At 71.5% G+C, this 17,964-nt stretch carries 16 protein-coding genes and 2 pseudogenes; 3 read left to right on the forward strand and 15 right to left on the reverse strand.

From position 1 onward, the window contains the following. Nucleotides 1–45: 45 nt before the first annotated feature. Genes ABIE67_RS05015 through ABIE67_RS05025 form a run of 3 tightly spaced genes read right to left on the reverse strand, consistent with a single transcriptional unit; the run spans nt 46 to nt 2,413 of the window. Nucleotides 46–1,320: an RNA polymerase sigma factor gene (locus tag ABIE67_RS05015; protein ID WP_370253738.1), complete on the reverse strand. Its 1,275-nt coding sequence runs from the start codon at nt 1,318–1,320 to the stop codon at nt 46–48. Continuing rightward, nucleotides 1,317–1,658: a YciI family protein gene (locus tag ABIE67_RS05020; protein ID WP_370253743.1), complete on the reverse strand. Its 342-nt coding sequence runs from the start codon at nt 1,656–1,658 to the stop codon at nt 1,317–1,319. Before ABIE67_RS05020 ends, ABIE67_RS05015 begins: the two co-directional genes overlap by 4 nt. After that, nucleotides 1,655–2,413: an SgcJ/EcaC family oxidoreductase gene (locus tag ABIE67_RS05025; RefSeq protein WP_370253747.1), complete on the reverse strand. Its 759-nt coding sequence runs from the start codon at nt 2,411–2,413 to the stop codon at nt 1,655–1,657. Before ABIE67_RS05025 ends, ABIE67_RS05020 begins: the two co-directional genes overlap by 4 nt. Before the next feature lie 128 nt (nt 2,414–2,541). Between ABIE67_RS05025 and ABIE67_RS05030 the strand changes: the two genes are divergently transcribed. The 3 genes and pseudogenes from ABIE67_RS05030 to ABIE67_RS05040 all read left to right on the forward strand — a co-directional run. Continuing rightward, on the forward strand, nt 2,542–3,369 hold the full coding sequence (locus ABIE67_RS05030) for a class I SAM-dependent methyltransferase (protein WP_370253752.1): 828 nt from the start codon (nt 2,542–2,544) through the stop codon (nt 3,367–3,369). 256 nt (nt 3,370–3,625) lie between these two features. Next, complete coding sequence (gene rho / locus ABIE67_RS05035; protein WP_370253755.1) at nt 3,626–4,765, forward strand: transcription termination factor Rho; 1,140 nt, start codon at nt 3,626–3,628, stop codon at nt 4,763–4,765. Nucleotides 4,766–4,858: 93 nt separating this feature from the next. Then, nucleotides 4,859–5,695 (forward strand): annotated as a pseudogene (locus ABIE67_RS05040) (D-alanyl-D-alanine carboxypeptidase family protein); the annotation flags it as partial. Nucleotides 5,696–5,775: 80 nt separating this feature from the next. Here ABIE67_RS05040 and ABIE67_RS05045 read toward each other — a convergent pair. From ABIE67_RS05045 to ABIE67_RS05100, 12 genes and pseudogenes are all read right to left on the reverse strand, one after another. After that, a complete protein-coding gene (locus ABIE67_RS05045; RefSeq protein WP_370253757.1) occupies nt 5,776–7,128 on the reverse strand; it encodes a glycosyltransferase 87 family protein in 1,353 nt (450 codons plus the stop codon). Next, a complete protein-coding gene (mptB, locus tag ABIE67_RS05050) occupies nt 7,125–8,519 on the reverse strand; it encodes a polyprenol phosphomannose-dependent alpha 1,6 mannosyltransferase MptB (protein WP_370253760.1) in 1,395 nt (464 codons plus the stop codon). The genes ABIE67_RS05045 and mptB overlap by 4 nt, the downstream gene beginning before the upstream one ends. Nucleotides 8,520–8,744: 225 nt before the next feature. Further along, entirely contained in the window at nt 8,745–9,686 is a 942-nt protein-coding gene (locus tag ABIE67_RS05055; protein WP_370253765.1) for a glutaminase, read from the reverse strand. Between the two features lie 51 nt (nt 9,687–9,737). Beyond that, on the reverse strand, nt 9,738–11,144 hold the full coding sequence (gene aspA / locus ABIE67_RS05060) for an aspartate ammonia-lyase (protein ID WP_370253769.1): 1,407 nt from the start codon (nt 11,142–11,144) through the stop codon (nt 9,738–9,740). 145 nt (nt 11,145–11,289) lie between these two features. Further along, nucleotides 11,290–12,306, reverse strand: a complete 1,017-nt coding sequence (locus tag ABIE67_RS05065) for an asparaginase (protein ID WP_370268227.1) — start codon at nt 12,304–12,306, stop codon at nt 11,290–11,292. 50 nt (nt 12,307–12,356) lie between these two features. Then, a pseudogene (locus tag ABIE67_RS05070) lies at nt 12,357–13,797 on the reverse strand (amino acid permease). Beyond that, complete coding sequence (locus ABIE67_RS05075) at nt 13,794–14,471, reverse strand: FadR/GntR family transcriptional regulator (protein WP_048586660.1); 678 nt, start codon at nt 14,469–14,471, stop codon at nt 13,794–13,796. Before ABIE67_RS05075 ends, ABIE67_RS05070 begins: the two are co-directional and overlap by 4 nt. A gap of 183 nt (nt 14,472–14,654) precedes the next feature. Continuing rightward, nucleotides 14,655–15,494, reverse strand: a complete 840-nt coding sequence (locus ABIE67_RS05080; protein ID WP_370253776.1) for an undecaprenyl-diphosphate phosphatase — start codon at nt 15,492–15,494, stop codon at nt 14,655–14,657. Nucleotides 15,495–15,586: 92 nt separating this feature from the next. Further along, a complete protein-coding gene (gene crcB / locus ABIE67_RS05085; protein ID WP_370253781.1) occupies nt 15,587–15,961 on the reverse strand; it encodes a fluoride efflux transporter CrcB in 375 nt (124 codons plus the stop codon). After that, nucleotides 15,958–16,362, reverse strand: a complete 405-nt coding sequence (locus ABIE67_RS05090; RefSeq protein WP_370253786.1) for a DUF190 domain-containing protein — start codon at nt 16,360–16,362, stop codon at nt 15,958–15,960. The genes crcB (ABIE67_RS05085) and ABIE67_RS05090 overlap by 4 nt, the downstream gene beginning before the upstream one ends. Further along, complete coding sequence (gene crcB / locus ABIE67_RS05095) at nt 16,359–16,820, reverse strand: fluoride efflux transporter CrcB (protein WP_370253790.1); 462 nt, start codon at nt 16,818–16,820, stop codon at nt 16,359–16,361. The genes ABIE67_RS05090 and crcB (ABIE67_RS05095) overlap by 4 nt, the downstream gene beginning before the upstream one ends. Before the next feature lie 77 nt (nt 16,821–16,897). Continuing rightward, nucleotides 16,898–17,884, reverse strand: a complete 987-nt coding sequence (locus ABIE67_RS05100) for an SMP-30/gluconolactonase/LRE family protein (RefSeq protein ID WP_370253793.1) — start codon at nt 17,882–17,884, stop codon at nt 16,898–16,900. Between the last annotated feature and the right edge of the window lie 80 nt (nt 17,885–17,964).

The following is a 17,964-nucleotide window of genomic DNA, read 5'->3' on the forward strand; positions in this document are numbered from 1 at the left end:
GCCTCTGGTGTCGTAGGGGCGCTCTCACTCCACCGGCGAACGGCCCTACGCGGATCGACACTCCGCGAGCCGCTTTTCGAGGAACCTCCGTTCCGCGTCGTTCTCCACCAGCTCCAGGGACCGCCGGTACGCCTCGGCAGCCTCCTCTGTACGGCCGCTGCGGCGCAGCAGATCCGCGCGGGTGGCCGGCAGCAGGTGGTACCCGGCCAGCTCACCCTCGTCCTCCAGCTCCGCGACCAGGGCGAGACCCGCCTCCGCACCCTCGGCGATGCCGACGGCCACCGCGCGGTTGAGACGGACCACGGCGGAGGGCACGAAGCGGGCCAACTCGCCGTACAGGGCGGCGATGTCGGCCCAGTCGGTGTCCTCGGCGGTGGGTGCGGTCATGTGGCAGGCGGCGATGGCGGCCTGGATCTGGTACGGCCCGGGGCGGCCGCGGCGCAGCGCGGTCTCCAGCAGGGCGGCGCCCTCGTCGGCCTCGGCGCGGTCCCAGGCGGTGCGGTCCTGGTCCTCCAGGGTCACCAGTTCGCCGGCCGCGTCGACCCGGGTGTCCCGGCGGGCGTCGTGCAGCAGCAGGAGCGCGAGCAGGCCGAGCACCTCGGGTTCGTCGGGCATCAGGCGGGCCAGGACGCGGGCGAGCCGCATCGCCTCGGCGCAGAGCCCCGTACGGACGAGATCGGCGCCGGCGGAGGCCGCGTACCCCTCGTTGAACAGGAGGTAGATCACCCCGAGCACCCCCGTGGTGCGCTCGGGCAGGAGGTGCGCGGGCGGGATGCGGTACGGGATGCCGGCGTTGCGGATCTTCCGTTTGGCCCGCACCAGGCGCTGGGCCATGGTCGCCTCGGGGACGAGGAAGGCGTGGGCGATCTCCGGTGTGGTGAGGCCGGCGAGCGTGCGCAGGGTGAGCGCGACCCGGGCCTCGATGGGCAGCGCGGGATGACAGCAGGTGAAGATCAGCCGCAGCCGGTCGTCCTGCACCCCGCTGTCGTCACCGTTGTCGTCACCGCCGGCGCCCTCGGGGCCGTACGAGGGTTCGTCGCGGGCCAGCACCGCCACCTCCCGGAGTTTCGCGGCCCCCACCGCCTCCCGGCGCAGCACGTCCAGCGCGCGGTTGCGGGCCGTCGTGGTCAGCCAGGCGCCGGGGCGGCGCGGCACTCCGTCGCGCCGCCACCGGTCGAGGGCCTGGGCGAAGGCGTCCTGGGCGCACTCCTCGGCGAGGTCCCAGTCGCCGGTCACCCGGATCAGGGTGGCGACGACCTGGCCCCACTCCTCACGGAAGGCGACGGCGACGGCCTCCTCGACGTCGTTCGTGGCACTCACTCCCAGACCGGCCGCACTTCCACCGAGCCGTCGGCGAGGGCCGCGGGGTACCGGGACGCGAGGGCGATGGCCTCGTCCAGGTCGGCGACCTCGATGATGTCGATACCGGCGACGTACTCCTTGGACTCCACGAAGGGCCCGTCACTGAGCAGGACCTCGCCGCCCTGGACGCGCACGGTCGTGGCGTCGGTGTGGGGGCGCAGCCGGGCCCCGCCCTTCACGACGTCCCGGCTGCGGACCTCGTCGATGTACGCGGTGAACCGGGGGTCCTCGGCGATCTCCTCGGGGCTGAGTTCCTCGCCGCCGGCCGGGGTGCAGATGAACAGGACGTACTTCATGACCGCTCCTCGGTGTCGTGAGAGATGTGGTCGTGGGCGATGTGGTCGTGGGCGATGTGGCCGTGGGAGACGTGCTCGTGTGCGATCAGCCAGCGCATACCGACGTCGCGGTAGCCGGTGGTGACCCGCACCAGCTCGTCGAGCAGGGTTCCGTCCGTGCCGGTGGCGCGGATGCGGACGAGGGCGTGGCCGAAGGCGATGCTCTCGTCGACGTGGACGTGGAAGTCGAGCACCTCGCGGGTGACGGGTCCGCTGACGCAGGTGAACCGCTCCGCCAGCGACTTGCGCAGGGCGTCGATCCCCCGGTGCTCCTGGCCGTCGACGTACGCCGCCACGTCCGGGGCGTAGCAGGCCGCCATGCGGTCGACGTCCCCCTCTCGCGCGGCCGCGGTCAGTTCGGCGTCGAGCGCGCGGATCCGCGTCTCGGCGTCCTCGTCCTCCCAGAACGGGCGCACCTCCATGGCACCGACGGTGGCCACGGGATGCCGGGCGGCCGCCTCGATCGCCTCCTCCAGGCTGTCGCACTCCAGGATGTCGAACCCGGCGACGTACTCCTTCGTCTCCGCGAACGGACCGTCGCCGCGCAGCACCTCACCGCCGCGCACCCGCACGGTGACCGCGTCGGCGGGGAGCGCGAGACGGTGGCCGTGCAGGCGTACCCGGCGGTCTCCGAGGTCTTCCACCCAGGGCTCGACGGGTGCCATGCCCGAGGCGTCGGCGGTGTCGTCGCCGCAGACGAGCAGCATGTACTTCATGGATCCTCCCGGTCCTCATGAGCTTCCTACACCCCACCGACGAACGGGACCGGCCCGAATCGACACGCGGGTGATCGTGTCCGGAATTCCTGCCGCCGCGCGCGGTCCGTTCGCGGTTGGATGTCCTCATGAGCACCGACGAGCACGCGCGGATGATGTCGGCCAACCAGGCGAACTGGGACGCCCGCACACCCGTCCACCTCGCCAGCCGCTTCTACGCCCTCGACCAGGACCTCGACCCCGCCCGCTGGTTCGCCTCCTTCGAGTGGGACGACCTCGGTGCGCTGGCCGACCGCGATGTGCTCCATCTGCAGTGCCACCTCGGCACCGAGACGATCGCTTTAGCGCAGCGCGGTGCCAGGGCCGTCGGCCTGGACTTCTCCGAGGCGTCCGTGGCCGCCGCGCACGGGATCGCCGAGAAGGCGGGGCTCGACGTCACCTACGTACAGGCCAATGTGTACGACGCCGTGGAGGCCCTGGGCGGGCGGCAGTTCGACGTGGTGTACACGGGCAAGGGGGCGCTGTGCTATCTGCCCGACCTCGACCGCTGGGCCGCCGTCGTGGCCCGACTGCTGCGGCCCGGAGGGCGGTTGTACATCGTCGAGTTCCATCCGCTGCTCAACTCCCTCGGCCCGAAGCCCGGTCCGGGCGAGGGGCCCGAGCTGCTCCTGCGCCACGACTACCTGGGCGGCGACGGCGCCGTGCACCGGGACGCGACGCGTACCTACACCGACGGTCCTGCCGTCGAGGGCGCCACGGACAGCTACGAGTGGATGCACGGAATAGGCGAGGTCATCAACGCGTTGGTGGGGGCAGGACTGACGATCCGGCGCCTCACGGAGAGCGACGAGCTTCCCTGGCCGCGGTGGCCGCAGATGGTGCGGACGCCGTCCGGATGGTGGCGGCTCCCCGAGCCGCGCATCCCCCTGCTGTACGGACTGCTCGCCACACGCTGAACCGGCGTGGTACCGTCCCGTTAGCACCTGTGTACGCCCCGTCGTAGGCGCCGGTGCCGTTTCTCCCTCAGTTCGCCGGTCAGCGTACCGGCTTCTCCCTCATCACCTCGTGACCAGTGGTTCTGCCGTATCCGAGGTGCTGTTTCCCGCCGCGCGAAGGCGTTCTGTCCGCCTTTCCGATGTTCTTCCGATGTTCGCGGCTCACCCCTTCCCTCCGCATGTCCCATGCCTTCCGTCCGTGAAAGGACCGACCCCCATGACCACCACACTCGAACACCCCCCAGTCCAGCAGCAGTCCCCGGCCCGGGCCGTCACCGGCGTCCTCGACATCGACGCGAGCGGGAAGGGCCACCTGCGCGCCGAGAACCTGCTGCCCTCGCCCTCCGACCTGTCCGTCTCCCCCGCCGTGATCCGCCGCCACGGCCTGCGCAAGGGCGACCTCGTCGACGGCGTACGCGGCACCCAGCGCGCGCTCACCGAAGTGGCCCGCGTCAACGGCCGCACCCCCGCCGGCGACAAGCGGCGCGACTTCGGCGAGCTGACGCCGCTTCACCCGCGTGAGCGGATCCGTCTCGAACACCCCGCGTCCGGACTGACCGGGCGGGTCGCCGATCTGATCGCGCCCGTGGGCAAGGGCCAGCGCGGCCTGATCGTGGCCCCGCCCAAGACCGGCAAGACGGTGCTGCTCCAGCAGATCGCGGCGGCCGTCGCCGGCAACCACCCGGAATGCCGGCTGATGGTGGTGCTCCTCGACGAGCGCCCCGAGGAAGTCACCGACATGCGGCGCTCGGTGCGGGGCGAGGTGTACGCCTCGACCTTCGACCGGGCACCCAAGCAGCACATCGCGCTGGCCGAGCTCGTCATCGAACGGGCCAAGCGGCTCGTCGAGGCGGGCGAGGACGTCGTCATCCTGCTCGACTCCCTGACCCGGCTGTGCCGGGCGCACAACAACGCGGCCGCGGCCGGTGGCCGCACCCTGAGCGGCGGCGTCGACGCGGCCGCGCTGCAAGGGCCGAAGCGGTTCTTCGGCGCCGCGCGCCTGGCCGAGGAGGGCGGTTCGCTCACCATCCTCGCCACGGCGCTCGTGGAGACCGGCTCCCGGGCCGACGACTTCTACTTCGAGGAGCTCAAGAGCACCGGCAACATGGAGCTGCGCCTCAGCCGGGACCTCGCCTCCCGCCGCGTCTTCCCCGCCGTCGACATCAACCCGTCCGGCACTCGTCGTGAGGAACTCCTGCTGCCCTCAACGGAGTTGACGGCGGTGCGCGGCCTGCGCCGGGCGCTGCAGACCCGGGACGGCCAGTCCAACCTGGAGACGCTCCTGGAGCGGATGCGCGAGACACCCGACAACGCCACGTTCCTTCGGCGGATCCAGCCGACGCTGCCCGGCGGATGACACGCCGCGAAAGGATCGCCCGTCCGGGTGCAGGCGCGCCCCGACCGGCCCGGGCAGCGCTGTGGACGACGAGTCCGTTCCTACGTTGACGGTATGAAGATCGGATTTCCTTCCCGGGTCCTCGTCTCCACCTGCGCGCTCTGCGCGACCGGCCTGCTGGCGCTCGCGCCGGCCACGGCGGTCGCCCGCACCGGGCACGACTCGGACCCGCCCGGCGGGCACCGGGTCACGACACCGCAGCCCGCGCTGCTGTACCGGTCCGGCCCACACGTGCGGTCCCAGGCCGGGGCACCCCGGGTCCCGCGCCTCTCCGCGCTGTCGTGGCTGGTCGCCGACGCCGACTCCGGCGAGGTGCTCGCCGCGTACAACGCGCACCGGAGGCTGCCGCCCGCCAGCACCCTGAAGTCGCTGTTCGCCCTCACCGTGCTGCCGACCCTGCCGGGCGGCATCCGGCACACGGTGCGCGAGGAGGAGCTCGCCGGGATCGGGCCCGGCAGCAGTCTGGTCGGGGTCGCCGAGGGACGTACGTACCAAGTCGCCGATCTGTGGCGGGGCGTGTTCCTGAGCTCCGGCAACGACGCGGTGCGGGTGCTGGCCGCACTGAACGGCGGCTGGCGCGCCACGGCCGCCCGTATGCAGACCAAGGCGCGTTCGCTGGGTGCTCTCGACACGCGCGTGGTGTCGCCGGACGGCTACGACACACCCGGTCAGGTGTCGTCGGCGTACGACCTGGCGGTGTTCGGCCGGGCGGGGCTGCGCAACGCGGAGTTCGCTCGGTACTGCGGCACGGCGGCGGCGAGGTTCCCGGGGCGGGGCGGTTGGTCGTACGAGATCCGCAACACCAATCGGCTGCTGACCGGCGCGGACGGCGTGGACCGGTATCCGGGCGTGATCGGCGTCAAGAACGGCTACACCAGCCGTGCGGGCAACACGCTCATCGCCGCCGCCCGCCGGGGTGAGCGCACCCTCGTCGTCACGGTGATGAATCCCCGGGCGGGCGGGTTCGCCGTCTACGAGGAGGCGGGCGAACTGCTCGACTGGGGGTTCGGCGCGGCGGGCCGGGTCGAACCGGTGGGCTCGCTGGACGCCTTGCGCGCCAAACCGAGACGGGGGCCCGTGACGGTGCCCGTGGTCGCGGCGGTGGAACCCGAGGGCGTGGCCGGCTGGCCGGAGGCCTTCGCGATCGCGGGCGCCGCCGGGATGGGGGCGGGTGCCGTGTCGCTGGTGACGCGCGGGCGGGTCGAGCCGTAGCCGCCGGGTCGGCCGACCGGCAGCCACAGCAGCAGGCCGAGCGTGATCCAGGCGTAGATGTTGCTGCCGAGGAAGCCGTCGAGGCCGGACGCGTCGTCGAACCACAGCCACACCACGCTGGTGCACAGCACCGCGTACAGAGCGCCCGCGATCCGCGGGCGCCCGGCGCGGACGAGGACGGCGAAGGACGGCAGCAGCCACACCAGGTGGTGGACCCAGGTGATCGGGCTGACCAGACAGGCGGCCTGCCCGGTCAGGGCGAACGCCGCCGTCCAGTCCCCCGCCACGACCGCCCGGCGCGTGCGCGCCACCCATACGCCCAGCACCAGCAGGACCAGCACCGCCCAGACCGCGCGGTCCTCGACGCCCAGCCGGGCGAGGATGCCCTGGAGCGACTGGTTGGAGACGTAGTCGAGGCGGCCCACCCGGGTGGTGTCCCACATCGCGTGCGTCCAGTAGAAGCGGGACGCGTCGGGGGCCACCCACGCCGCCAGCGCCGTCGCCGCGGCGGCGACGGCCGTCGCCACGGCGGCGGCTCGCCAGCGCCGGGCCACGAGCAGCAGGCCGATGAACGCGGCCGGCGTCAGCTTGATCGCCGCCGCGAGGCCGATGCCCACTCCGGCCCAGCGCTCCCGTCCCGACGTCAGCAGCCAGCAGTCGAGGAGCACCAGAGCCAGCAGCAGGATGTTGACCTGGCCGAAGCTGAAGGTGTCCCGCAGCGGTTCGAAGAGGGCGAGAGCGCACACCGCCAACGCGCCGCCGTACCAGCCGTGGCGCCGCCGGACCCGACCCGCCAGCACACGCAGCGCGAAGGCCAGCGCCGCCAGGTTGAGCAGCAGCGCCACCGCGATCGCGACATTCAGATCGACCAGCGCCATGGGCAGCATCACGACGGCGGCGAACGGCGGGTACGTGAAGCCGTACATCGTGCCGGGCACCCGGTAGTCGTAGATACGGCCGCCATGGTGCGTCCAGCTGTCGACGGTGCCGTAGTAGACGCGCAGGTCGAACCAGTCGCGCAGCAGCGGCACGGTCGCGGTGAAGACGGTGACGGCGGCGGCGAGGATCAGGACCAGCGCGAGCCGGCCGCGGTCGGTGCGGGGAAGTCTCATGCGGTGCGCTCCAACGCCGGGGCCTGCGCCGCGAGATGCGCCTGCCACAGGACGACCACGGCGAGCGCGCCTCCGGAGACCGCCAGTACCAGCTGGCCGGCGTCGGCGGCGCCGCCGCTGGGCAGGACGGCGAGCGCGAGCACTCCCGTCAGGGCCGCCACCCGGTGCCGTACGGACGTGCTGGGCGCGGCGGCGGCGATGAGGAACAGCCCCCACAGGGCGTACCAGGGGCGGATCGCCGGTCCGAAGGCGGCCACGGCCGCCAGGCTCAGACCGAGGGCGTACACGGGGCGCGGACGCCAGCGCCACCATATGAGGAGCACGAGGACCGCCGTGAGCGCGAGGCCGAAGACGTGCCACACCGGGACGGCCAGCGGCGCCAGATCGCTGCCGACCTCGGCCAGCAGCGAGGCCGTGGCCCGGCCGAGCAGGCTGGTGAGCGCCCAGTTCTGTGGGGAGACGGGGGTGTCCAGGGCGCCGATCCAGCCGTATCCCGTGCCGGCGACGGCCGTTGCGGCGACCGTGGTGGCGGCGGACGCGGCCGCCGTGGTGAGGATCGCCTTCGCCGGGTGGTGGCCGGAGCGCATCTGGAGCAGCACGACCGCGGCGAGGCCCAGCGCCGCGGGCGCCTTGACCAGGGCGGCGAGCGTGACGAGTACGGCTCCCAGGACCGGCCACCGGCCGAGGGCCGCGACCAGGCCGGCGCCGAGCAGGCCGAGCATGATCGCGTCGTTGTGGGCGCCCGCGACCAGGTGCAGCAGCACGAGCGGGTTCAGGGCGCCCAGCCACAGCGCGGAGGCCGGGTCGGCGCCGCTGTGCCGGGCGAGGCGCGGCAGCGCGGCCGCCATGAGCGCCACCCCGAGGAGCGCTATCAGGCGCATGCCGAGGAGCCCGGCGGGGAGTTCGCCGCGGGTCAGGGCGGACAGGGAGGAGGCGATGCCGAGGAACACCGGCCCGTACGGGGCCCCCGTGTGCCGCCACAGCGGGGCGACCTCGTCCGCGAGCGGGCCGCCGAGGTGGGCTGGCCCGTACGCGTACACGTCGATGTGCGCGTCGACCATGGCGCCCTGGGCCAGGTAGCTGTACACGTCCCGGCTGAACAGCGGCGGCGCGATCAGCAGCGGCGTGGCCCAGACGGCCAGCACCAGCAGCAGGGCGCGCGGGGTCGGCGGGTCGGCGCTGCGCACGAGGCGCCCGAGCAGCAGCCACGCCACTATCAGCAGGACGACACCGAAGTACACGCCGACCAGGCCCAGGGCCGCGTGCACCGAGCTCGGAGCCAGGAGTTCCCGCACCGGCAGGGCACCGGCCGTCTCACCGCCCAGGGCGAGGAAGGCGGTGCCGGCCAGACCCAGGGCCTGGCAGCGGCGGAGATCGATGGGGAAAGCCATGGCCAACACTCGGTCAGCGTGTCAACGCGGGGTGGCTTTGAGTTGACGCGGGGCCCTCCGGGGGGAAGCGGAAGTGTGTCCGGCCGGTGATCAGGTGCGGGGCGTTCGGGGCTGCGGAGCGTCTGCCTGGTGCGGGGGTGTGCAGGGTGCGGGCCGGTGGGGGCTTGTCGCACAGTTCCCCGCGCCCCTTAAAGGCATCCCCGCGCCCCCAGTCCAAGAGTTCCGTCAGAACACCGACAGGCCTGTCAGCGTCGTGAAGCGATCCAGTGCCGCCACCCCGGCCACCGAATTGCCCCGCTCGTCCAGTCCCGGGCTCCACACGCACAGCGTGCAGCGGCCCGGCACCACCGCGATGATGCCGCCGCCCACGCCGCTCTTGCCGGGGAGGCCCACCCGGTACGCGAATTCGCCCGCCGCGTCGTACGTCCCGCAGGTCAGCATGACCGCGTTGACCTGTTTGGCCTGGCTGCGGGTGAGGAGGCGGGTGCCGTCGGCGCGGACGCCGTGGCGGGCGAGGAAGGTGGTGGCGCGGGCCAGATCGGCGCAGGACGCCTTGATCGAGCACTGCCGGAAGTACTGGTCGAGCAGGACCGGCACGGGGTTGTCGATGTTGCCGTAGGCCGCCATGAAATGGGAGAGGGCGGCGTTGCGGTCACCGTGCGTGGACTCGGAGGCGGCGATGTCCTGGTCGAAGTCCAGGGTGGGGTTCCCGCTCTCGGCGCGCAGGAAGGCCAGGAGTTCGCCCGCCGCGTCTCCGGTACGGGTCTGGAGGCGGTCGGTGACGACGAGGGCGCCCGCGTTGATGAACGGGTTGCGCGGGATGCCGTTCTCGTACTCCAGCTGGACCAGGGAGTTGAAGGGGTTGCCGGAGGGCTCGCGGCCCACGTGCTCCCAGAGTTCGTCGCCCTCGCGGGCCAGGTCGAGCGCGAGGGTGAAGACCTTGGTGATGGACTGCGTGGAGAACGGCTCGCGCCAGTCCCCCACGCCGTACACCGTGCCGTCGAGTTCCGCGACGGCCATGCCGAACCGGCGCGGGTCGCAGGCCGCGAGCGCCGGGATGTAGTCGGCGGGCCGGCCGCGGCCGGGGGTCCGCTCGATCTCCTCCGCGATGCGCTCCAGGACCGGCTGGAAGGTCAGTGACGACGTTGACGCTGCCATGATCACCATTGTGCCTTCCTGCCGGTCCCGGTGCGCATCCGGGATGAGGGTCCTGGCTGGTCAGGCCAGGGCCTGGCTGCCCGCGACGACCTCCGGACGGAGCAGGTCCGCGAGGGTCTCGGCGGGCAACAGGCCCTTCTCCAGGACGAGTTCGGCCACGCCCCGGCCGCTGACGAGGGCCTCCTTGGCGATGTCGGTGGCCGCCGTGTACCCGATGTGCGGGTTCAGGGCGGTGACCAGGCCGATGGAGTTCTCCACGGTCCGGCGCAGCGCCTCGGTGTTGGCGGTGATGCCGTCCACGCAGCGTTCGGCGAGGGTCAGGCAGGCGGCCCTCAGATGCGTGATCGACTCCGACAGCGAGTGCAGGATGATCGGCTCGAAGGCGTTGAGCTGGAGCTGCCCCGCTTCGGCGGCCATGGTGATGGCGACGTCGTTGCCGATCACCTCGAAGGCGACCTGGTTGACGACCTCGGGGATCACCGGGTTGACCTTGCCGGGCATGATCGACGAACCGGCCTGCACCGGCGGCAGGTTGATCTCCCCGAGCCCCGCACGCGGCCCGGACGACAGCAGACGCAGGTCGTTGCAGCTCTTGGACAGCTTGACGGCGACCCGCTTGAGCACGCCGGACATCTGGACGAACGCCCCGCAGTCCTGGGTCGCCTCGACCAGGTTGGCGGCCGTGACCAGCTGCAGACCGGTGATCTCGGCGAGGTGGCGGCGGGCCGACTCGGCGTATCCGGCGGGAGCGTTGAGACCGGTGCCGATGGCCGTGGCACCCAGGTTGATCTCATGGATCAACTCGACTGCCTCGGCAAGACGGGACCGGTCCTCGTCAATCATGACGGCGTATGCGGAGAACTCCTGCCCGAGCGTCATCGGCACGGCGTCCTGCAACTGTGTACGGCCCATCTTGAGCACGTCACGGAACTCGACGGCCTTACGGGCGAACGCGTCCTGAAGTACAGCCATCGCCCTGAGCAGCCCGCGCACCGCGAACACCGTCGCGACCTTCACGGCGGTCGGATAGACGTCGTTCGTCGACTGCCCGAGATTGACGTCCTCGTTGGGGTGCAGGTACTGGTACTCGCCCTTGGCGTGCCCCAGCAGCTCCAACGCCCGGTTCGCCACGACCTCGTTGGCGTTCATGTTGGTCGAGGTGCCCGCGCCGCCCTGGATGACGTCGACGACGAACTGCTCGTGCAGCTCGCCGGCCCTGATCTCCCGGCAGGCGGCGACTATGGCCTCGGCCTTCTTCGGCTCCAGCAGCCCGAGTTCCTCGTTGGCGAGGGCGGCGGCCTCCTTGACGGCGGCGAGAGCGTCGATCAGGTGCGGGTACGCGGAGATCGGCGTCCCGGTGATCGGGAAGTTCTCGGTGGCGCGCAGGGTGTGAACGCCCCAGTAGGCGTCGGCGGGGATGTCACGGTCACCGAGCAGATCGTGCTCGCTGCGGGTGGCGGCGTTCATGAGGGTGAGGGTTCTCTTTCTGAGATACGGAGGTGACAGCGCCCCTGGAAGGGGCGCGGGGCGTTTTCGATTTGCGGCTACCGCCGCGTGAGCGCGACCAGCCACAACCGGCCCGCTGCCGCCGAACGAGAAGTCCGGCACATCCCTAGGCGCAGGCCGGAACCACGACCGGCTCCAGCGAACGAACGGGCCGCACACACCCGACCGCCTGCCCACCTCCGAGCAACGCCTCGCCCTGGAACTCGGTGAGCAGCTCAGGATCAACCCCGGCCCATGCAAGCGCCGCGGCAGCAACCGGCACCCGCGCCCGATTCGCCCCGTCCGCGATCTTCACGGCAACGGCCCGCCCATCCGGCAGCGCGGCAACCTGCACGCCCTCGAACCCGTCCTTGGCGAGCAGCCCCGGCACGGCCCGCATCAGCGCGGCCACGTCCCGCCCGGAGCCGGAGGCCATCTCGGCGTGCTCCCGCATCGCGTCGGCGACCCGGGCCTCGGGCGTGCCCGGCACCGCGGTGGTGATGCGAGCGGCGGCGCGGGCGAGCCCATGCAGCGAGACGGAGAACAGCGGGGCCCCGCAGCCGTCGACGGTCACCTGGGCGATCCGCTGACCGGTCAGGTCCTCGACGATCTCCGCGATGGCCTGCTGGAGCGGGTGCCCGGGATCGAGGTAGTCCTCCAGAGACCAGCCGTTGAGCCGGCAGGCGTACAGCATGGCCGCGTGCTTGCCGGAGCAGTTCTGCGCGAGCCGGGAGGGCAGGCGGCCCTCCCGGACCCAGGCGTCCCGCACGACCGGGTCGTACGGCAGGTCCGGGACGTTGCGCAGGTGGTCCTCGGTGAGCGCGGCGAGTTCGAGGATGCGCCGGGTTCCGGCGAGGTGGCGTTCCTCGCCGGAGTGGCTGGCCGCGGTGAGCGAGAGCAGCTCACCGTCGAGGGGGAGCCCGGCCCGCGCCATGGCGACGGCCTGGATCGGCTTGAGCGCGGAGCGCGGGTAGAAGGCGGCCTCGATGTCACCGAGCTGGAACTGGACCTCGCCGTCGGCGCCGAGGACGACGACGGAGCCGTAGTGGATGCCTTCGATCATTCCGCCGCGTATGAGGTGGGCGACGGGAGCGTGGAGTGGTTCGCGGACAAGGGGTGCGTCCGCTATGGAACTGCTGTACATCACTGCCTGGTTGTGGTGGGTCAATGAGGGGTCGTCGACCGACACGGGTGTCACGCGTCGGCCTTGTTTCCGGTGCGCGCGGCCCGGCTACGGATGCCGTACCAGCCCGCGACCAGCGCTGCGACGATCAGCGGCAGGCACAGCACGGTGGTGCGGCCGGCGCCTCCGTCGGCGTACATGAGGACCAGGACGGAGGCGAGGAAGGCCAGCGTCACGACTTCGGTCCAGGGGGAGCCCGGCAGTCGGTAGCTCGGGCGTGTGAGCTCGCCCTTCTGGGTCTTCTGCCAGAAGAGCAGGTGGCAGAGCATGATCATGCCCCAGGTGGCGAGGATGCCGATCGCCGCGAAGTTCAGCACGATCTCGAACGCCTCGGCGGGGACGACGAAGTTGAGACCGACGCCGAGGACGCAGATACCGCTGGTCAGCAGGATGCCGCCGTACGGGACCTGGCTGCGGCTCATCACCGACGTGAACTTCGGGGCGGAGCCGGACATCGCCATGGAGCGCAGGATGCGGCCGGTGGAGTACAGACCGGAGTTGAGCGAGGACATGGCCGCGGTCAGCACGACCAGGTTCATGATGCCGCCCGGCGGCCGGGATGCCGATGTTGGACAGCACGGTGACGAAGGGGCTCTCGCCCGCCTTGTACGAGGACCAGGGCAGCAGCATCGAGAGGAGGACGACGGAGCCGACGTAGAACAGACCGACGCGCCACATGATCGAGTTGATCGCCTTCGGCATGATCTTCTCGGGGTTCTCGGTCTCGCCGGCGGCGACGCCGACCAGCTCGACGGAGGCGTAGGCGAAGACGACACCCTGGACGATCAGCAGCATCGGCAGCAGGCCGTTGGGGAAGATGCCGCCGTGGTCGGTGATGAGGGACGGGCCGGGGGTGGTGCCGTCGACGGGGTGCTGGGTGACCAGCAGGAAGATGCCGATGCACATGAAGACGACGAGGGCGCCGACCTTGACGATGGCGAACCAGAACTCCAGTTCGCCGAAGATCTTCACCGAGATCAGGTTCACGGTGAGGACGACGGCCAGGGCTATCAGCGCGATCACCCACTGCGGGATGTCGGAGAACATGCCCCAGTAGTGGGTGTACGTGGCCACCGCGGTGATGTCGGCGATGCCGGTGGTGGCCCAGTTGAGGAAGTACATCCAGCCCGCGGTGTACGCGCCCTTCTCCCCCATGAACTCCCGGGCGTACGACACGAAGGCGCCGGACGACGGGCGGTACAGGACGAGTTCTCCGAGGGCGCGCACGACGAGGAAGGCGAAGACGCCGCAGACCGCGTAGGCGATGAACAGGGAGGGGCCGGCGTCGGCCAGCCGGCCGCCGGCGCCGAGGAACAGGCCGGTGCCGATGGCTCCGCCGATGGCGATCATGTTGACGTGCCGGGACTTCAGCGACTTGCTGTAGCCGAGGTCTCCGGCGTCGACGTGACCGGACTGGGGGCGCGTCTCTTCTTCGAGGTGCTGCTCACTCACGCCTCGGGTCCGCCTTCCGTGGGGCTGTCCGTGCGCGCGGGGCGCACGATGTCGGTGAGGGTCGTCTCGACGCGGTCCAGGTGGTGGGCCATGGCGTCGGTCGCGTCGAGTTCGGAACCGTCGATCAGCGCCTCGACGATGGCCCGGTGCTCGCGGTTGGACTGTTCGCGGCGGCCGCCCAGCTCGTTGAGGAAGGCCGACTGACGCGCCAGTGCATCGCGGATCTCCTCGATGACCCGGCGGAACACCGGGTTCTGGGCGGCCTCGGCCACGGCCAGGTGGAAGAGGGTGTCCATCGCGACCCACGCGGTGGTGTCCGTCTCCCGTTCCATACGGTCGAGCAGGTGAGCCAGATGGTCGAGGTTCTCCGGGGTGCGGCGCAGCGCCGCGTACCCGGCCACCGGGATCTCGACGTGCCGGCGCACCTCCAGCAGATCGCTGGCCGCGTAGTCGCCGAAGGTGGGGTCCTCGACGGCGTTGGCGACGACGAAGGTGCCCTTGCCGGTCTTGGAGACGGTCAGACCCATGGTCTGCAGGGCCCGCAGGGCCTCGCGCAGGACGGGACGGCTGATCTCCAGGGTGCGGCAGAGCTCCGCCTCGGAGGGGAGCTTGTCGCCGATGGCGTACTCGCCGCGCTCGATGGCGCTACGGAGGTGTGCCAGGACCGCTTCCATGGCGCTGATGCGCCGCGGAGGCTGTCCGGCTGTCCGACTGTCTGACAGGTTCACGGGAGTGATACTCCGGGTGAGCCGTGGGTGGTGTCAAGGGAGCCGGGGGGAGAGATTCACGGGGCGTGACGCTTGAAAGCGGACAGCGTGTCCCGCTCGGGTCAACTCTTGATCACCCTCCGGCTCGGGTCAACTGTTGATCACCCCCGCACCCAGCAGCCCGAACAGCAGCACCCCCACGACGATCCGGTAGACCACGAAGGCGTTGAAGGAGTGCTTGGCGACGAACTTCAGCAGCCAGGCGATGGAGGCGTAGGCGACGACGAAGGAGACGGCGGTGCCGACGGCCAGCGGCAACGCGCCCGTGCCCGTCGTGCCGAGGGCGTCCTTGAGCTCGTAGATACCGGCTCCGGTGAGGGCGGGGATACCGAGGAAGAAGGACAGACGGGTGGCGGCGACCCGGTCGAGGTCGAGCATCAGCGCCGTGGACATCGTCGCGCCGGAGCGCGAGAAGCCCGGGAAGAGCAGGGCCAGGATCTGGGAGCTGCCGACGAGCATGGCGTCCTTGAAGGAGGTGTCGTCCTCCCCTCGTTTGTGCCGGCCCATCTGGTCCGCCGCCCACATCACCCCGCTGCCGACGATCAACGACCCGGCGACGACCCACAGTGAGGCGAGCGGCCCCTTGATGAGCGGCTTGGCGGCCAGGCCCACGGCGATGATCGGGATCGTCGCGTAGATCACCCACCAGGCGAACCTGTAGTCGTGGTGGTACCGCTCCTCCTTGTCCCGCAGCCCGCGCAGCCAGGCGGAGACGATCCGCACGATGTCCCTGAAGAAGTACACGAGCACGGCGGCGATCGCGCCGACCTGGATGACGGCCGAGAACCCGACGACCGCGTCGTCGTCGACGGGGATGCCCATGAGCCCCTCGGCGATCTTCAGATGGCCGGTCGAGGACACGGGCAGAAACTCGGTCACCCCCTCGACGGCTCCGAGGACGACGGCCTGACCGATGCTGATGGCGCTCATGGGATCCAGTTCCGGGGGTCGGCGGGGCAGTGGCGCGCACTGTCCTACCAGGTGCGGGTGTGATCCCGTCCCCGACAACGCCACACGGTGGTCTAGGACCACACCGCCTGGGCGATCGACACCCCCGCGAACGCCGCGCCGAGTCCCGCGGTCACACTCCCCACGATGTTGGCGACGGCGTAGAGCCCGGCGCCCGTCTCGGTCAGCCGCAGGGTCTCGTACGAGAACGTCGAGTACGTGGTCAGGGCCCCGCACAGTCCGGTGCCGAGCAGCAGCCGCAGGTCGGAGCTCGCGGCGCCCTGGGCCGCCGCGCCGGTGAGCAGGCCGAGGATCAGGCAGCCGCTGACGTTGACGAGGAAGGTGCCCCAGGGGAACACCGAGTCGTGCCCGGACTGCACCGCCCGGTCGGTGAGGTAGCGCAGGGGTGCGCCGACCATGGCGCCCGCGATCACCAGGAGCCAGTTCACGGCGACTTCTTACCTTCCGTGTTCTTACCCTTCGCGTCCGGTCCGGGTGGTTCGGGCGGAGTGGCGTCGCGGCCGATGTACCGGATGACCTCGCAGTCGTCGAGGGTGACGAGCCCTTCGGTGACGAGTTCGTCGAGCTGCGGCAGGAAGGCCCGTACGCGCTCCTCGGTGTCGACGATCACGATCGCGACCGGCAGGTCCTCGCTCAGGGACAGCAGCCGCGAGGTGTGGATCAGGGAGGAGGCGCCGAAGCCCTCGATGCCGCGGAAGACGCTCGCCCCCGCGAGGCCGGCCGCGTGGGCGCGGTGCACGATCTCCGCGTAGAGGGGCTTGTGGTGCCAGGTGTCGTGCTCGCCGACGAAGACGGTCAGACGCAGGGCCCGGCCGGTCAGCCTGGTCATGGCTGCCTCACTTTCAGGACGCGACGGGTGGCGGCCGCCGCGAGCCAGACCGCTGTGAGCGCGGCGGTCAGGGTGGCGGCGAGGTAGGCCAGGCCCACGGGCGCGTGTCCGCTGTCCAGCAGCTGCTGGATGTCCACGGCGTAGGTGGAGAAGGTGGTGAAGCCGCCGAGCACTCCGGTGCCGAAGAAGGGGCGGACGAGGCGGTGGGCGGCCCACACCTCGGTGATGACCACCATGAACACGCCGATCACGGCACAGCCGATGACATTGGTCCAGAAGGTCGGCCAGGGGAAGCCGCCGGGCCCGGCGGGCCACCACAGGGAGGCCGCGTACCGGGCCGTGGCGCCGACCGCTCCGCCGAGTGCGACCACCGCGACGATCGGCGCCTGGGCCCGCCACGCGGGCTGCCGTGGAGTGCGGACGGGGGCGCGCAGGCTCTCGGTGTCCGGGGCTGTCATGGTCGTACGTCTCCTGCCTGGGCCGCCTCGCCGCACCTCGCGGGGTGATCACGGCCGGTCATCAGCGTACGCCGGGCTCATTTCGGTACGGGCGCCTCGCACACCGCGACGCCGCGCTCCCACAGGCTGCCCAGGATCAGCCGTCCGCCGGTCTCGCACACGCTGGTGACCATGCGGAAGCCGGAGTGGCGGCGGGCCAGGTGGTGGACGACCTGCCCGGTGTCGTCGAGCGCGAGCACACCGATCGTGCCCGTGGGCCGGAAGGGCGCGCGCACGGCGACGCGCGCAGCGGTACGGCGTACGGCGGGGGCGGCGCGGTGGAGGAGGTCCAGCGGGGGGACGCGCGGGCCGGCCAGCGCCACCCAGATCGGGCCGCCCGGTGCGCCGCGCCAGAGGTTGTCCGGCATGCCCGGCAGGTGCTCGGCGAAGGGCTCGCTCTGTCCGGCGCGGGGTCCGGTGAGCCAGTAGCGGGTGAGGCGGCACTCGCCGGTCTCGGCGACGACCAGGAAGGAGCCGTCGGCGCTCGGGGCGAGGCCGTTGGCGAACTGGAGTCCGTCCAGGAGGACTTCAGGGGTGTCGCTGCCGGGGGCGAGGCGCAGGAGGCGGCCGGTCGCCGTGTGTTCGACGAGGTCGCCGATCCAGTGGTCCAGGGGGTGGCGGCGGCTGCTGACGGTGAAGCAGACGCTGCCGTCGGGCAGGGCGACGACATTGCTGCAGAACCGCAACCGCTCCCCCGCCACCGAGTCGGCGAGGACGCGTACGGCGCCGTCGGTGAGGTCGACGCGGAGCAGTCCGCGTTCGGCGTCGCACACCAACAGGGCGTCTTCCGGGAGGAGTTCGAGACCGAGGGGCCGGCCGCCGGTGTCGGCGAGCACCTCGACGCGGGGTTCGACTCGGGCTTCGGCGCGGGCCTCGGCGGAGTCCGCCAGGCCGTCGACGCGCAGGATCCGGCCGTCCTCGACGCCGGTCAGGACGCGGCCGCGGGCGTCGGCGACCACGTCCTCCGGGCCTCGGCCACCGATCGCGACGTAGCGGTGCGGGACGAGAGCCCCTGGACGTTCCATGCGCGTCTGCCCTTCGCCGTCCTGGTCTGCCAAGGCCCCTAGCCCTCCGGTTCTCCGGTTCTCCGGTTCTCCGGTTCCCG

The organism is Streptomyces sp. V4I8 (assembly GCF_041261225.1).
In the GTDB taxonomy this organism is placed as follows: Bacteria; Actinomycetota; Actinomycetes; order Streptomycetales; family Streptomycetaceae; genus Streptomyces.

Bases quoted from the DNA above. Each gene is read 5' to 3' on its own strand.
- ABIE67_RS05020 (WP_370253743.1), bottom strand. From the start codon at position 1,658: ATGAAGTACGTCCTGTTCATCTGCACCCCGGCCGGCGGCGAGGAACTC.
- ABIE67_RS05025 (WP_370253747.1), bottom strand. From the start codon at position 2,413: ATGAAGTACATGCTGCTCGTCTGCGGCGACGACACCGCCGACGCCTCG.
- ABIE67_RS05030 (WP_370253752.1), top strand. From the start codon at position 2,542: ATGAGCACCGACGAGCACGCGCGGATGATGTCGGCCAACCAGGCGAAC.
- rho (WP_370253755.1), top strand. From the start codon at position 3,626: ATGACCACCACACTCGAACACCCCCCAGTCCAGCAGCAGTCCCCGGCC.
- ABIE67_RS05045 (WP_370253757.1), bottom strand. From the start codon at position 7,128: ATGAGACTTCCCCGCACCGACCGCGGCCGGCTCGCGCTGGTCCTGATC.
- mptB (WP_370253760.1), bottom strand. From the start codon at position 8,519: ATGGCTTTCCCCATCGATCTCCGCCGCTGCCAGGCCCTGGGTCTGGCC.
- ABIE67_RS05055 (WP_370253765.1), bottom strand. From the start codon at position 9,686: ATGGTGATCATGGCAGCGTCAACGTCGTCACTGACCTTCCAGCCGGTC.
- aspA (WP_370253769.1), bottom strand. From the start codon at position 11,144: ATGAACGCCGCCACCCGCAGCGAGCACGATCTGCTCGGTGACCGTGAC.
- ABIE67_RS05065 (WP_370268227.1), bottom strand. From the start codon at position 12,306: ATGTACAGCAGTTCCATAGCGGACGCACCCCTTGTCCGCGAACCACTC.
- ABIE67_RS05075 (WP_048586660.1), bottom strand. From the start codon at position 14,471: ATGGAAGCGGTCCTGGCACACCTCCGTAGCGCCATCGAGCGCGGCGAG.
- ABIE67_RS05080 (WP_370253776.1), bottom strand. From the start codon at position 15,494: ATGAGCGCCATCAGCATCGGTCAGGCCGTCGTCCTCGGAGCCGTCGAG.
- ABIE67_RS05090 (WP_370253786.1), bottom strand. From the start codon at position 16,362: ATGACCAGGCTGACCGGCCGGGCCCTGCGTCTGACCGTCTTCGTCGGC.
- crcB (WP_370253790.1), bottom strand. From the start codon at position 16,820: ATGACAGCCCCGGACACCGAGAGCCTGCGCGCCCCCGTCCGCACTCCA.
- ABIE67_RS05100 (WP_370253793.1), bottom strand. From the start codon at position 17,884: ATGGAACGTCCAGGGGCTCTCGTCCCGCACCGCTACGTCGCGATCGGT.